Raw genomic sequence first — 15,141 nt, 5'->3', positions numbered from 1 at the left:
TAAGATCTATATCATTTTTTTGAATAAAGATTATGCTAAATACTATTCATTTTGCAGCAATTGATCTCCATCTAAAGACAAAAACTTTATAATAATTCCATTTATAATCAAATAGATTTCACTCATAAATTCTTACAGTTGATCCAGAATAATTTAGAAGAACTTTACTTGAAAAAAACTTGAATAATTCCAATGACAAAAAGCATTTTTAACAAAAAATAAGAGACATAATAATTAATGAAATAATTAGGTGTTGATTTTTAAGTAATTTCAAAAGTCATAAATTGCACCACAGAATTTTTTTATAAAAACAAAAAAACATTATAATTTAACATTATATATCTAAAAATTATCTTAGAATCAATAATACATATACATAACGTGTTATACATATTTAATAAAAAAATCTATAGTTAATTTAATTATTCTTTGTTTTTTCCCCTAATTGCTTAATTTCATTAAAAAATACCTTTATGAAGGATTTTAAATAAACTGTTACATAAAAACATAATGGATATTTCTCCTCTCTTACAGTCTGTTTCCAACTGAAACAATATATTAGTGGAGCATATTCAATATATAGACCAATGATATTTGATATTTTTTAAAAGAATATTGTACTGTAATAAATTTGAACAAGTAGTTCGGTTTCATATATTTTCTTTTTCATATGAAGCATTTGGTGGGGCGTTTGGGTCCAATGGTATCATCTTTGTCTGGTGTTGTATTGGCTACGTTTCCAGCAGCATCTTAAACAAATCAATCGAGCTATTGAAATCTTTTTAGAGGCAATAGCACAAGAGACACAAAAGATTTTGACAAAAAGCTGCTTGACAATATAGGAAGCTCTCTCCTCCTAGCATCCCAGCCCATTCACATAACATAAAAAATAAAAAGGCAATGAGATGATATTTGATGATGGCAATAGATATGTAATAATACGTGAGTGTGCACAGCTTTTTAGTATATCCACAACAACGATTCGCAATTGGATGCTTCAGAGGGGGCCGGAGCCATATAAGCTAGGGTGAGCAGTGAGGTGGAGAAAGAAAGAGGTTTTAGCATTTACTCCAGAGAAAAATACGGAGCAAATAACAACAGATTAGATAAAATTGCATAAACCCTAGAANCGACACGTGAGTGTGCACAGCTTTTTAGTGTATCCACAACAACGATTCGCAATTGGGTGCTTCAGGGGTTGTTTCCGGAGCCTTATAAGCTAGGGAGAGCAGTGAGATGGAGAAAAAAAGAGATCTTAGCCTTCACTCCAAAGAAAAATAAGGAGCAAATAAGAACAAATTAGGTAAAATTATATAAACTGTAGAAGGTGGTCTAAAAGGTGGTCTGAAAATGGCTGTTTAAAGAAAAAATCTATATATTTCAATACGCTAAATACAAAAAGTGGTGCCGCATGCCGGATTCGAACCAGCGACCCCATCATTACGAATGATGTGCTCTACCAACTGAGCTAATGCGGCATAGGTTTGTAAGTCAATGAGACAAAACTAATTTGAGGGTAATAGCTAAAAGTACGTATAAAAGCAAGAATGCATTTTTTCAATAATTTATACATATGATAATAATTTGAAGGAGAATTATGTAAAAGTCAGAGGAAAGTATTCTTTGACCTTAATGCTATAAAATGCTTTTCAATTTACGATAGCACTTAAATTAAGAAGCTGGGAATGTAGATCTTTAGGATGAAAAATGGTGTCAAGATAACTTAGTAAAGATAAAAACATTTTCTGATTCTTAAGAAAGAAATTTGTTGCATAGAGTGATTGGGAAAATAAAGATCATCATAAACCTTTTATAATGTGCAAATAGATGAGTAGAATTAGTTGAGAAGTTACTTCTCATTTTTATGGGAAGAAAAAGGGAGGAGGATTAATAAAATTAATCACGTTTTTTATTTAAGAGGGAGTAAAAATCATGTCGGATGAAGATCGGCTGATAGAACTAGAAATGAAGCTAGCTTACCAAGAAAAATTCATTGAGGAACTTTCTCGAGAGGTAACTAATCAATGGAAAAGTTTGGATGAGATATCTAAAAAAGTTGATATTTTAGCGAGACGATTTTCAGATTTAAAAGAACTAGAGTGTTACTGAAGCTGTTATCTTACCATTTTCTCAATAGGGAGAAGGTGCGAAATATTTTTTATCACAATTGCAATTATTTACAGAGGAGTTTTTATTTCACGCATTTTGTTAGACTTGTAGAATAATTTTTATAAGCTTCTTCATTAATTTTAATAAGTTCCAATCTTATAAGGAGAGCTGATATTAGAAGACGTTTTTTTATATGGGGTTTCTAGTACGAAAATTAAGAAAAGTTTTTGTAGAGTATTAAAGAAACAGCCATAGAAAAATATATGAACTGCAATATTTTAAGTTTTTTCTGTACAGAGTTTTCTTATAGGTGGGAGGTAGATTTATTCGCTAATTTTTTTAAATTGATACAAATAAAGTGATGTTATTGTTATCTATAGAAATCATAAGTGAGCGCCTATATTTATAATGAAGCGTTTTAATTTTTTCTGATGATCAAGTGATCTTCAGTTGTTTTAATAGAGTGAGGGGTTTTAAGCGACATCGATTATGTTATAGTACAGAGAGCTCTAGAAGTTTTTTTCAAGATCAAATGTACTCTTCGTTATATGTATATGATATTTTGTGAAAAGGCTTTTGTTTTTCGTAATTTAAGATACAAAATACTATTGCTAAAGCACCAAAGATAGACCATGCGGGTAAATAAGTGAGAGTAATGCAAATTGAGGACAGAAAATCAGGCATTACCTTGCATAGAGATTGATTAAGGTGATAGATATCTGTTTGCAGAAGGTTTGTTAAAATTTTATTAAAGGGGGTTGTTGTCCAATGTGATGTGATTACAGAGTGTGCGTTATCAATGACCAATGCTATAATGGTTAGTGTAACGAAAATGAAGGACATTAATTTAAATAAAGGGTGGAGCATATTTTTTCTTAAAACTTCAACGGGACATACGTATAATGCACAAAAAAATAAGGAGTTGCATTATGATAAGAAAATAAGTTTACGTTTGTTTTGTGTTTTTTGAAAGAGGTGCCTAATTTTTCAATAAAAGTTGAGGTTAAGTTCAACAAAAGTAGTGAGGCATGATGTCTGAAAAAAAGCACGAGGAATTGAAGCGTAGCCTTCAAAATCGCCATATTCAAATGATTGCTTTGGGTGGCGTTATTGGGACGGGACTTTTTTATGGGTCAACCGAGGCAATTCAATTAGCTGGTCCCTCAGTTATTTTATCTTATCTTGTCGGCGGGCTTATTATGTATTTCATTATGCGAATGCTTGGTGAAATGTCAGTAGAAGAACCGTCTTCAGGAGCATTTAGTTTTTTTGCTTATAAATATTGGGGGAGATTAGCTGGTTTCATAACAGGTTGGAATTATTGGTTTCTTTATATTCTTGTGAGCATGGCTGAACTTACAGTGATAGGGTTTTACCTTGATCATTGGATTTTGATTGATCATTGGAAGACATCTTTCATTGTTCTTTTATTTGTTACATTTGTTAATTTGTTTAATGTTCGTTTTTATGGAGAATTTGAATTTGTTTGCGCTTTGATCAAAGTGGCTGCTGTTATTGGTATGATTATTTTTGGAATTTTTCTCATTGTCACTGGACTAGGGGAAAATCAAGCGAATATTCATTATCTTTGGGACCATGGTGGTTTTTTCCCTTATGGAGCAGTAGGGGTTGTTTTAGCAACTTCTGTAGTAATGTTTTCTTTTGGAGGAACGGAGCTTATTGGTATTGCTGCTGGAGAGGCATCTAATCCACAAAAAACAATTCCAGCGGCTATCCGTCAAGTTATGTGGAGGATTATAATTTTTTATATTGGATCTATCAGCATTATTATGATAATCAGCCCTTGGAATATGATTGGAAAAAATGGTAGTCCTTTTGTCACAATTTTCGAGACTATAGGAATTCCTGCTGCTGGTCATATTTTGAATTTTGTGGTGATTATGGCTGCTATTTCTGTTTACAATAGTGGCATTTATTCTAATGGCCGTATGCTTTATAGTTTAGCTGTACAAAAAAATGCACCACATATTTTTAGTAAACTGAGTGCTGCTCGTGTTCCTTATATTGCTATCCTTTTTTCTTCATTATGTACGGCGTTGATTGTCGTTGTTAATGCTCTTGTTCCTGATAATAGTTTCATGCGGATCATGGCTCTTGCAACTGCAGCAGCAGTGATTACTTGGGCTATTATTGTTATTGTTCATTTGAAATTTCGCAATGCCCATAAGAACAGAAAGGGCGATTTTATTTATGCGTTTGGTTTATATCCTTACGCTAACTATCTTTGCCTCTGCTTTCTTGTTTTATTATTTTGCATTATGTTTGTCAGTGGTTTTGGGAAAAATGGATTGATGACTCGACTTTTTGATATGATAGGAATAAGCTTGCCTTTTCTTGAAGCATATATTCCTGTACAGATGCCTGATATGAGTTTGGCAGTCATTATTATTCCTCTATGGTGCTTGTTATTACTTTTAGGTTATAAACTGAAGCGATAGAGAAAGAAGAGCTAATAAAAGGGATTGATTGGAATAAACCTTGGGGATTATAAAATTTGATAAGGTAACACAAGTTTTTGGTGATTTGTGTGTTTTAAGAAATATTACTGTACAGCTTACCGAAAGACGAGTTGCTATTATAGGTGCGAATGGTTCTGGAAAAAGTACATTTGTTCGCCTTATTAATGGGCTCCAATTACCATCTCATGGTTTTGTAAGCGTTGATGGGCTTGATACCAAACGCGATGCAAAAGCAGTAAAGCGTAAAGTTGGATTTGTTTTTCAAAATCCCGATAATCAGATTGTTTTACCATTAGTTGAAGAGGACTTATCCTTTGGTCTCAAAAATTTAAAGCTTAATAAAGATGAAATTAAGGAGCGTGTAGATGAAATTTTACAGCGCTATGAACTTCAAGATTTCAGAAATCACGCTGTCCATTTATTAAGTGGTGGGCAAAAACAACTTGTTGCTATTTCTAGTGTAGTTGCAATGAAACCAGACTACATTATTTTTGATGAGCCGACGACATTACTTGATTTGCGAAATAAGCATCGCGTTACGCAAGTGATAGAAGAATTACCGCAAACGGCAATAGTTGTATCGCATGATTTAGAGTTTTTGAAAAAGTTTGATAGAGTGCTGGTTTTTGATAAGGGGGAGATAGCAATTGATGATGTACCTTTTGTTGCTATAAAGGAGTATATAAGAAGAATGTCATGATCGGTTTATATATTCCGAGGGATACATTTATTCATAGGTTAAGTCCTGGAGTTAAGTTATTATTTCTTACGGCCTGTGGAACTTTTATAATAATGGTTTCTTCCATAGCGCTTCTTGGTTTATTTTTATTGTTGGTCATCTTATTCTATAGAGTCGCCAAAATCCCTTTCAAAACTGTGATAAAGCAATTTAAATCGATGGGATTGCTTTTAGTTCTTCTATTTGTATTTCAAACTATTTTTAGCGGTTGGCTTACGGGGGTTGAGGTCATATTACGTCTTGTTATCCTCTTTTCTTTATCATCAGTTATTTCATTCACAACAAAAGTGTCAGATATGGTGGATGCAATTGAAGCAGGCCTCCAGCCCTTTCGTTGTTTTGGTATAAATCCATCAAAAGTGAGTATGGTTATCTCTATGGCGATCAGGTTTATTCCTCTTTTGGGTGAAAAGTTTAATGAGGTACATGAAGCACAGCAAGCACGAGGACTTAATACTAACATTGTTGCTCTTGCGATACCTTTAATTATACGAACCATAAGAATGGCTTCAGAAGTGGCTGAAGCATTGGACGCGCGTTCTTATGATGCTGATACTATTGATATAGCATCTCATAATAATAAAAGTTTTTATAGTAAAAGAAGAATCAAATGAATACAAAAGATTTAGTTTATATTGCTTTATTTGCCGCTATTTATGCTATTTTGGGCCTTTTCCCTTCTATTTATCTTCCTTTTCTTCTAGGGGTACCTATTACGGCTCAATCGATGGGACCGATGCTAGCAGGGTCTATACTTGGGGCAAAAAGGGGTGCTTTAGCGTCACTCCTTTTTCTTGTTCTTGTTGCGATTGGATTGCCTCTGTTGCCTGGTGGTCGTGGTGGAATCAGTGTCTTTTCAGGAATTGCAAGTGGTTATTTAATAGGTTTTCCATTTGCCGCATTTTTTATTGGTTTAATGGTAGAGTTTTTTTGGCAGCGGTTAAATTTTATAACATTATTTATAATAAATACTTTTGGTGGCATTGGGATAGTTTATTCTTTTGGTGTTCCATGGACAGCTTATATGACCAAAGTTTCTTTACTGAAGGTTTTAATGGCTTCATCAGTTTTTTTGATAGGCGATTGTTTAAAAGTATTGATTGCATCCTTTATTGCACTCGCGATTAAAAGATCTGTTCCTCTCATTCATTCAAAGCATAATAACTAAAATAAATGTATTATTTTGTTATATTGTTATTATATAATATTCATATATCACTATTATTGAATTTAACTATAGTAATTTATGATGTAATTAAACACTGTAGAATCTAATATGATTCATATAAGTGATGTTATTAAAATAAATTATTATAGTATTTTTCTTTATATCTAAGGCATTTAAAGTGTACTTTTATAAATCTGATACTTTTTATTAATTGTACAACAATAACGAAAGCATTTCCCTAGTGAAGGAATAATTCAGTGAATACAAAAGATTTAGTTTATATTGCTTTATTTGCCGCTATTTACGCTGTTTTGAGTCTTTTTCCTCCTATTTATCTTCCTTTTTTGCTGGGCGTCCCTATTACAGCTCAGTCTATGGCTCCGATGTTAGCAGGCTCTATACTTGGAGCGAAAAGGGGAGCTTTAGCATCACTTCTTTTCCTTGTTCTTATTGCGATTGGGTTACCTCTATTGCCTAGTGGTCGTGGTGGAATTAGTGTTTTTTCAGGAGTTACGAGTGGTTATCTGATTAGTTTTCCATTTGCTGCATTTTTTATTGGCTTTATGGTAGAATTATTTTGGCACCGGTTAAATTTTATAATATTATTTGTGATAAATACTGTGGGTGGCATTGGGATAGTCTATTCTTTTGGAATACCATGGGTGGCTTATATGACACAGGTCCCTTTGCTGACAGTTTTAATAAGTTCATTAGGTTTTTTGGTTAGTGGTTTCTTGAAAGTGCTGATTGCATCCTTTGTAGCGTTGACCATTAAAAAAACCGTTCCTCTCATTCATTCGGAAAAAGGGGCAGTTCTGTACTGAAGAACAAGTTTTGCCAAATGTATGTAGCTTAAAAAGCACCACGGAATACCATTTTGTTTTGTCTACTTTTTATTGGTATTTTTATCTGCATAGCTCTCAGAGATAGCCATACGAAAATTGAATGTTTCGGCACCAAAATTCATTTTTGCTTTCAGGAGCAGCTCCCAAATAGCCAATTAATATCATTTTATTCAACATGCTTGTAAGTTTTATTCGATTTGCATATTATATGCATAAAGCCTTAGAATAATTTATTATTTTTTTAATATTTTTAGTTAATTAATCACTAATTTTTAAATTATTATTATATTAATTGTACAAAAACATGGATAATTAAGTGTTCATCTAAAACTCTTGATATATATAATACCCTTATAAATGTGTTAATATAAGTAAATGTATTAATATAAGGTATAAAAATGAGATTTGAATGGAATGAAGCTAAAACAAAAAGTAATCTTAGAAAGCACCGTGTAAAGTTTTGAAATAGCTGCAAGTGTTTTTGCAGCCCCATTCACTATGGTTAAACAAGACCGTATTGAAAACGAGAGTATGGTGAGCAAGCTTTATGGCTCATGGATGGTTTTTTATTAATATTCGTAGCGCATACTGTCCATGACGATAAAGATGGCATAGAGGTAATCCGTATTATTTCAGCACGACGAGCCAACTCGAAAGAAAAGAAACGTTATGAAGAAGAAAGTTCGTTATAAAATTGATGTAGGTAACTTATCACCTTTGACAGATAAACAGAGAGTTGAAGTTGATAAACTGGCTGCAATGCCGGACAGTGCAATTGATCATAGTGATATTCCGTCACTCAATGATGTGTTCTGGAAAAATGCCGTTCGCAATCCATTCTATAAACCACCCAAAACTGTCACAACAGTGCGTGTGGATTCAGACGTGCTAGCGCGTGACTTTAAAAGTCAAGGGAAAGGATATCAAAAGCGGATTAACGCCATTTTACGTGATGCCATGCTTCGTTCAATGCACTGATTTCTCCTCCACTTAAAAGCCGAGAAGGGGGGCCCATATTCTAAAAATCTAAGCAGCTTTCACTGCAGAGTTCTCTAAAACTCGTATTGCTTTTGCAATTAAAATTTTATAGCCTTAATTTTCAGCCAAACGATTCTAAACGACGCAGTATATTTGGGATACACTACCCTCCCGTAGTCACTAAGATAACTTAGGCAACACCTGCCGTCTGATAAGACATAGACATTGTAATTATGTTAACTTTATGAATACCATTAACTTCCTTTCTTATAAATATAAAATAGATCCAGCCTCAGAATTAGTTAATATCAATGATGCTGATAAATTTTTAGAGGAAGGGAGATACGATTTTAACTGTGATAATCAATGTGCTACCTTAATAATCGAAAAGTTTTCTGTTAACTCGAAGATCTGCTATTGGATTTATGTTTTAACGGGAGAAAATAGTCCTTATAATCCTGAAGTGATTGATTCTGAAAACGACTTTCAGAATATTCCTAACCCACGTTCTAAAAATCAGATTTAACAAAATAAGCAATATTTTGGAATTTTGATTCCTATAGAGTTAACTCTTTTCCCCCGAAAACGATTGATATCTTACCTGATATTGTTGGTAAGGAAGAGTTCGAAAAAAATTGCTTTTAATTAAAGAAATAAAACTGAAATATACACAACCAAAACAATTAGATTTTTTTGCAATGCAATCAGAAGACAACTTGCTAAAGATGGCTAAACTTTTGTTGGGTGAATTTCCCACGGATGATTATTCTGAAATGGAACTTGACTTGGGTATCAAATTTAAAGAAAAAAATAATTTTAAAGAATTATTTTTTGAATCTTTTTAAAAAATATAAATTAAATCCAGCATTTAAAAACATAAGTTTTGTTGGAAAGACACATAATAATTTTGATATAATCTTTAATACTGAAACTTTTCAACATAAATTTGCTATTAAAACAAGTAAAAATGATAATGGTATGTATAATGAAGGAAATATAAAAGAAAAATTAAAGCATGAAATTGTAAATTTTACTGTATCTCTTTAATAGAGCACTGTAGCGTGTAAATAGATATATTTATTAAACTGCGTGTACGCAACATAAGGAAGAATACACAGACTAAAAAAAGTACCAAATTATAATATTTGAATATCCAAGAGCAATATCTAAGTACCAAAGTACGGTATCCAATAAAAAAGAAAACTTGTGCTCCACGTACTTAGAAATGACAGGCAAAGAAACAGTTTCTTTATAACTACTTGGGAAAATTAAAACGACAAGCGCTAAAATTATTAACTTTAGGAGACTGTGCATATACTGATGTAACTCACATGTTAATCTCTTCCAACCTGTTGTATTGCCGCATTTATATTGTGGGTTGTTTTGCAACTCAGAAGGGATATTAGAATTGCATAAAATTGCAAAAACAGTTGTTACGATCACCAAAGAAATAGACGCGAATGTCAAAATACCCTGAATAAAGTCAAGATTTTTTCTTATTCCTAAAAAACATACAAATATAAAAATTATAACGCCAAACAAGGCTTTTCTCTTCTTATCTGTAAACATATTTATTTCCTGTGAAAAAATTATGATCTCAATTTCTTAAATTATTTTCTGATATAAAAACACAAACTACCTTTTAGTCTTTTTAGCATTTGCTTTTCTTTTAATAGCAATGTCTTCTATTGCATCCAGTTGCTTTTAATATTTTAGTTAACCTCGTCTATGATTTATCTATAGTTGATGATAGCTTTAAACACAGAGCTCCATAATCCCAAACTCTTGCTTGCATTTTGATACCCAAATCCACCTTTCAACAAAGCCCATCGCACTGGCAATCCTTTCATAAAGATTAAAGAAAAGCTCTGTTATTTCAAAAGTACACGAAAGGGAATCATAATTGCCGCAACATTTTTTGCGCTGATGCTGGCTACTCATGTTTTAAAAAACAAATATTTTGAAATTCGCGTATCCTAAAATCCTTAATTTGTATTAATGGATTTATTTACTTTATAAATTTGATACTATAGAGCTATTTTAGCTTCTAGAAATATATTGTACATTAAAAAAACTTTTTAATCACTCTTTAAATGCATATCCAATCCAAAAATGATCAGCACTTTTCACTATTTTGCTATTTTTTAGAAATCTATTTTAAACTCTCCTCATTATTTCATGAGGAGTTTTGGCGCGTGAAAGAAGATCTTTTTCAGTCTCTTCACAATACTTAGAAAAATCTGTTGCTCTTGGAATGATTTTTTTTAGACATGCTTTCTACGTTGCTCTGCAAAATGCGTTTTAAGAACTCTTTCAAAATCAATAAGGAAATACCTTTGAGTTCAGTTTGATAAGCTTGAGAAGAGGTATTATAGTCCATATATTTTTGCATGTGGAAGCTACCACAAGAGAACAAGCGAAAAGTATTAGAGATATCATCATTTGAAGCTTTTACAGCAATAAACCTGTGAAGCCATATGCAAGTCTCAAGTGCGTTTTCTTCATTCGGTTTTTGTTTTTAATTTTCCATACGACACACGGCTATTTCAGGCTATTACTTTGGGTTGATTAAGATTTGTAAGGAAAGTTGATTGGCAAGCAGTTAAGGCTGAATTTAAAGACTGGGATTATAAAGCCCAAGGGCTGACAGAAGCCGGTGCGGCTATCCGTGGCATTGGCTGTCACGGCGGTTACAGGCGGAGCAGCCTCGGGCGCTGCTAGTGCCATTACCGGTGCTTTGGGGCTTGGCTCGAGCACCGCCATGAATGCAGCGATACAGGCAGGTGTCCAAGCGCTGATTAACAAAAGCGCTGTGGCTTTTGTCAATAATCGCGGCAATATTGCCGGCGCCTTGCATGAGTTAGGTTCTTCCAAGAATGTTCTCAGCATTGTCTCATCGATGTTGACAGCGGGCTTAACCAGCCAAATAACGGAAATGGCAGGTGTTGGACAATCCTTGCCCAAAACGGCTCCTCTGGTTGATCGCATCACCCGTGAGGCGGAAAAGAACTTGATCAAAGCCGCCATTGGCACAGGCGTGCAAACGGCTCTTGAGGGTGGTTCTCTTGACAAGAACTTTTTTAACAATCTGCGCATCGCCCTGTCTGATACGGTTGGCAAATCGTTGGCGGAAGAAATCGGTACCGCCAAGGCTGAAGGCAAAATAGACACGGTCACGCAGATCGTTGCCCATGCCGGTCTTGGCTGTTTAAAAGGCGCGGTTGCGAGCGGTGCTTGCTCTGCCGGTGCTGTGGGGGGTGCTGTGGGCGAAGCCACTGCTATGCTCCAGTTTCAATTATGGGTGCAAGGCATTGTGAAAGAGGAAATGGGGGATCTAAACGGTCGCACCCCAACTGCGGAAGAGGAAGCGCGTATAAACGCAAAGATTGATGCGCAGTTTGCTGACTTTAGAGACCACACCATTGATGTTGCACGGGCTGCGGGGGGGTGTTGCCGCTGCCATTGCCGGTGGCGATGTTGATGCCGGCGCTGATGCCGCTGGTAATGCTGCGGAGAATAATTTTCTTCCTGCGGTAGCAGCATTAACAGCATTCATTGTGTCGCTTACACTAGAAGAGTTGGCGGCTCTGTCTCTTTTTATGGCTGGCGGAGCAACTATTTTATTGGATCCTCTAGTAATGGGACGGCTATAACGGATTTCCTTGGCTATTTGTTTGCATCGAAAAATGCAGAAGAAGACAGCGAAAAAACAAACTAAAGTCACAAAGAAGAAAAAAACAAAGCTTCTCAGAAGGAAAGTAAAAATAAGACAAAAAACCGAAACAATAAAGAAACACAAAACAATAATGATGGAATGGGTAATATATTTGAACAAGTCAGGAAGCATCATGATAAAAAACGCGATGAAAAAAACAAGAATTAAATGATGAAGGATGTATAGTATGCGAGACAGAAATAGTATTCAAAACTAAGACGGGTAAGGGGTAGTAAAATTTCGTGCGGAATTTGTTTATATAAAGGATGGTAAAATAAACATTGGAGAAGTAAAAACGGGAAAGAATGCTAAATTAAGTGAAAACTAAAAGATTTTGAAAGAAGCATATAAAAAAGGAAATGCTGAGTCCACAAAAGGAAAATTTATAATTTTTTTAAAGATAACAAATAGTTATTAGAGGCATATCAAGAATCGTTCAAAGATTTTAAAGGAAGTGATAAAGAATTAAACCAAGCTAGTAAAAAATGGGTTAAAGAACAATTGAGTAATAAGTTAGACAAAACCGACATTAACGTTTTTCATTATCCAGGACTTTTTGAATGAAAGTGAATAGCGATGCAGACCAAAAACGTAACAGAGATGTTAAAAACGCTTGGCTGGGAACCTTATCGTGCTGAAGATGCTAGTATGTTTGCGCATTATCATCTTCCCGATCGCATTGTAGGCATTAGTTATGATGTTGTAGATTATGGAGATGATGGGGGAAAGTTTCGGCTATCGGCTAATCTTACCACTGCTGCTTATTGCCTTGCTTGGGAATATGCTAGTGGTGAAGTATCACAGGATAAGTATGAAGATACGCTGTTTTCTGAGAAAGAGGATTTCGATGTTACAGCTTCAGATCTTTCAGAAAGCCATGTTAAGGAATCTTTAAATAGGGTTATCGCTTGGGCGCAAGCACAAGATATTGAACAAAAATTACGTGAAAAAGCAGCTAATCATTCTGCTGTTGCAGAAGCATTACTTGGTGATATTGATGCTTTAAAAAGTTCTAAATTTACACCCCAATTACATGTACCAGAATTTGCAGATTACAAAACAATAGGGTGGATTGAGCGCCTCATTCTTTTTGCGCAAGCTTATAAAAACGGGGAGTTAGATGACATTTTAGCGCGTAAAAAACCTAAACAGTGGTCGATGAGTCTTACAGCAGCAACTCGCATTTTTAAAATTCAAGGGTGGTTTGCCACAGAGCTTGGGAAAATGTGGTTGGTTTTGCCGGATCGTTTTATTAAGTTAGATTTTGGCTTTGTACATCTCTATGATCAGTATAATGTTCATCTCGAAGCTGAAATATCTAATGAAGAGATTTCTTTGGCTTGCTTGTATATTCATTTTTGTGGACAACGTAATCTTGTACAACCTATGGATATTTATCGATCTTTTAATACGATTGGAGGGGAGAATTTTCGTGGGGTTGATAAAGGAATTGATATTTGTATAGAGATATTGAATGAGCAAGAGTTGACAAAAATCTCTGAGCGGATAATGCAATGGGCACGTGCCCAAGATTTACAAGCATCAATAGAAAGCAAAACGCTTATCCAAAAATATAGCTATTATCCAGCTGTGATTTGGCATTTGGCTTGTTTAGCATTGAAAGGTCAAATTGATGTCCTAAAATCCTATCAAGATTCTATCGCAGAGGGTAAGCTACCTGACCATTTGCAAAATCTTGATAAAGAACTGGAGGGGTATGTTAACCATGCCGTTAAATTTGCTGAAAAACATCTGAAAATCCTTAATGAGCGAGAGGCAGCAGAAGCACATCTTAGTCCACAAGTTTTGATTACTTTCAATAAAGTTGCAGAGCAATTAAAAGAAATGGGGTGGACAGTTTATCGTGATAAAGACTACAATCGCAATGCTTATTTTATAAGTAAAGACCGTATCATCAATATAATGTATAACCTTCAAAGTGATGAAGAAGAGCCGATTGTTGCATTTAAGGCTTCCCTTTCAACACTTGGCTTTTCCTCTGCTCATAAAGAGATTTTCTATAATATGCCTCAATATATAGCCCTCAAAGAAGAAGTAGAAGAAGTTTATACAGTTTCTAGTACTGAATTGGCTGAAGACAAGGTGAAACAGATCAGTGCGGATATTCTTGAATGGGCTGATCGGCAAAATATTAATCAAATCATTTATGATTATGCAGCTTTGCCAACAAACAGTGAATATGATCTTATAATGCACCATTTTATTGCGCTTATTCTTATTGGGGATGTTGAAAAGCTCAAATCTTACAAGGAGAATTTTAGAAAGGGAAATTCTTTAGGTTTTGTGAAGGGTGTCACGAAGTACATAATCGACAATGCTCTTACGCTTGCACGGTGTTATCGAGCAGGTTTTCCTAAAAATGCTCCGATTTTAAGCTTGGATCCGCAAACAGCATCTGTTGCTTCCAAAACTATTGCTGTTGAGGCGACAGAGGAAGCGGATGACACTGATGATCATCTTACCATGGAAAGTGCTCATGCACTTTTAAAAAGCTTAGGCTGGTTAACCGAGAAAATCAATGAGAATGACCATATGGCAAGCTATCAATTGGCTGATCGTGAAGTAGATATTCTTTATAACGACGAAGTTGCCAAAGATTGTCCGCAATTTGATAGCGCCTTTATGATTAGTACCGGTATTCTTTCCGCTGCTTGTAAATTCATTGATCCTACCCACACGGAAGATATTCCAGATATACAGCTTAATTTTGAAGCCAAGGGATTAGAAATCTTTGAACCAGAAGTCACTACGGATCGTTTAACACAGGCGCTTGATGATGCGCTAGAATGGTCAGTCAAAGAGATTGACCTTTTTAAAAGGCTACGCTCTGATTATGGCACTGTTCCTTGGCAACGGGATGCAACATCTAAAGCAAACGATACGGATTATGCTTTACTTCATTTTGGCGCTCTTGCTTTATTGGGTGATGTTGAGACCTTACAATCTTATCAGAAAAGCTTTACGGCAGGTGATCACCTAGGCTTTGACGAGAGCACCAACAAAAACCACCTTGAACGTGCATTAGCTTTAGCCAAAGAAGTAGCAAAGGTGAAGCAAGTGAGCTACGCTTTGATTGAACGGGTAGC

Annotated in this window: 10 protein-coding genes, 1 tRNA gene and 4 pseudogenes; 13 read left to right on the top strand and 2 right to left on the bottom strand. The window is 34.8% G+C overall.

Features of this window, described 5'->3' with window-relative positions:
- Positions 1-905 precede the first annotated feature (905 nt).
- Both ACFIKX_RS00835 and ACFIKX_RS00830 read left to right on the top strand, forming a co-directional pair.
- A pseudogene (locus tag ACFIKX_RS00835) lies at positions 906-1,106 on the top strand (helix-turn-helix transcriptional regulator).
- Positions 1,107-1,132: 26 nt separating this feature from the next.
- Positions 1,133-1,303, top strand: a pseudogene (locus ACFIKX_RS00830) (helix-turn-helix transcriptional regulator); the annotation flags it as partial.
- A 99-nt stretch (positions 1,304-1,402) separates the two neighbouring features.
- Here the strand turns inward: ACFIKX_RS00830 and ACFIKX_RS00825 are convergent.
- Positions 1,403-1,478: transfer RNA gene (locus ACFIKX_RS00825), tRNA-Thr, on the bottom strand.
- Between the two features lie 454 nt (positions 1,479-1,932).
- Between ACFIKX_RS00825 and ACFIKX_RS00820 the strand changes: the two genes are divergently transcribed.
- The 9 genes from ACFIKX_RS00820 (at position 1,933) to ACFIKX_RS00780 (ending at position 9,366) form a co-directional block, all read left to right on the top strand.
- Positions 1,933-2,109 carry a SlyX family protein gene (locus ACFIKX_RS00820; protein ID WP_375612388.1) on the top strand — a complete coding sequence of 59 codons (177 nt, stop codon included), beginning with the start codon at positions 1,933-1,935 and terminating at the stop codon, positions 2,107-2,109.
- A 1,031-nt stretch (positions 2,110-3,140) separates the two neighbouring features.
- Entirely contained in the window at positions 3,141-4,568 is a 1,428-nt protein-coding gene (locus tag ACFIKX_RS00815; RefSeq protein WP_375629712.1) for an amino acid permease, read from the top strand.
- A 40-nt stretch (positions 4,569-4,608) separates the two neighbouring features.
- Positions 4,609-5,289: an energy-coupling factor ABC transporter ATP-binding protein gene (locus ACFIKX_RS00810; RefSeq protein ID WP_375613810.1), complete on the top strand. Its 681-nt coding sequence runs from the start codon at positions 4,609-4,611 to the stop codon at positions 5,287-5,289.
- Positions 5,286-5,942: an energy-coupling factor transporter transmembrane component T family protein gene (locus tag ACFIKX_RS00805; RefSeq protein ID WP_375613809.1), complete on the top strand. Its 657-nt coding sequence runs from the start codon at positions 5,286-5,288 to the stop codon at positions 5,940-5,942. The genes ACFIKX_RS00810 and ACFIKX_RS00805 overlap by 4 nt, the downstream gene beginning before the upstream one ends.
- Entirely contained in the window at positions 5,939-6,496 is a 558-nt protein-coding gene (locus ACFIKX_RS00800) for a biotin transporter BioY (protein ID WP_375629709.1), read from the top strand. Before ACFIKX_RS00805 ends, ACFIKX_RS00800 begins: the two co-directional genes overlap by 4 nt.
- A 257-nt stretch (positions 6,497-6,753) precedes the next feature.
- Positions 6,754-7,320: a biotin transporter BioY gene (locus ACFIKX_RS00795; protein WP_375629706.1), complete on the top strand. Its 567-nt coding sequence runs from the start codon at positions 6,754-6,756 to the stop codon at positions 7,318-7,320.
- Positions 7,321-8,010: 690 nt separating this feature from the next.
- Entirely contained in the window at positions 8,011-8,319 is a 309-nt protein-coding gene (locus ACFIKX_RS00790; RefSeq protein WP_375613812.1) for a BrnA antitoxin family protein, read from the top strand.
- 244 nt (positions 8,320-8,563) lie between these two features.
- Positions 8,564-8,845 carry a hypothetical protein gene (locus ACFIKX_RS00785; protein WP_375629703.1) on the top strand — a complete coding sequence of 94 codons (282 nt, stop codon included), beginning with the start codon at positions 8,564-8,566 and terminating at the stop codon, positions 8,843-8,845.
- 233 nt (positions 8,846-9,078) lie between these two features.
- On the top strand, positions 9,079-9,366 hold the full coding sequence (locus tag ACFIKX_RS00780) for a hypothetical protein (protein ID WP_375629702.1): 288 nt from the start codon (positions 9,079-9,081) through the stop codon (positions 9,364-9,366).
- Here ACFIKX_RS00780 and ACFIKX_RS00775 read toward each other — a convergent pair.
- Positions 9,350-9,888: pseudogene (locus ACFIKX_RS00775) on the bottom strand (hypothetical protein). The gene ACFIKX_RS00780 and the pseudogene ACFIKX_RS00775 sit on opposite strands and share 17 nt — an antisense overlap.
- Before the next feature lie 1,011 nt (positions 9,889-10,899).
- Here ACFIKX_RS00775 and ACFIKX_RS00770 point away from each other — a divergent pair.
- Positions 10,900-11,846: pseudogene (locus tag ACFIKX_RS00770) on the top strand (DUF637 domain-containing protein); the annotation flags it as partial.
- A 764-nt stretch (positions 11,847-12,610) separates the two neighbouring features.
- The coding region (locus ACFIKX_RS00765) for a DUF6990 domain-containing protein (RefSeq protein WP_375661187.1) at positions 12,611-15,141 on the top strand (2,531 nt) is incomplete at its 3' end.

It is taken from the genome of Bartonella sp. CM86QHHN (genome assembly GCF_042194695.1).
Taxonomy (GTDB): Bacteria; Pseudomonadota; Alphaproteobacteria; order Rhizobiales; family Rhizobiaceae; genus Bartonella.
The sequence above is the reverse complement of the archived record's forward strand: the minus strand, read 5'-3'. Positions and strand labels throughout refer to the sequence as shown.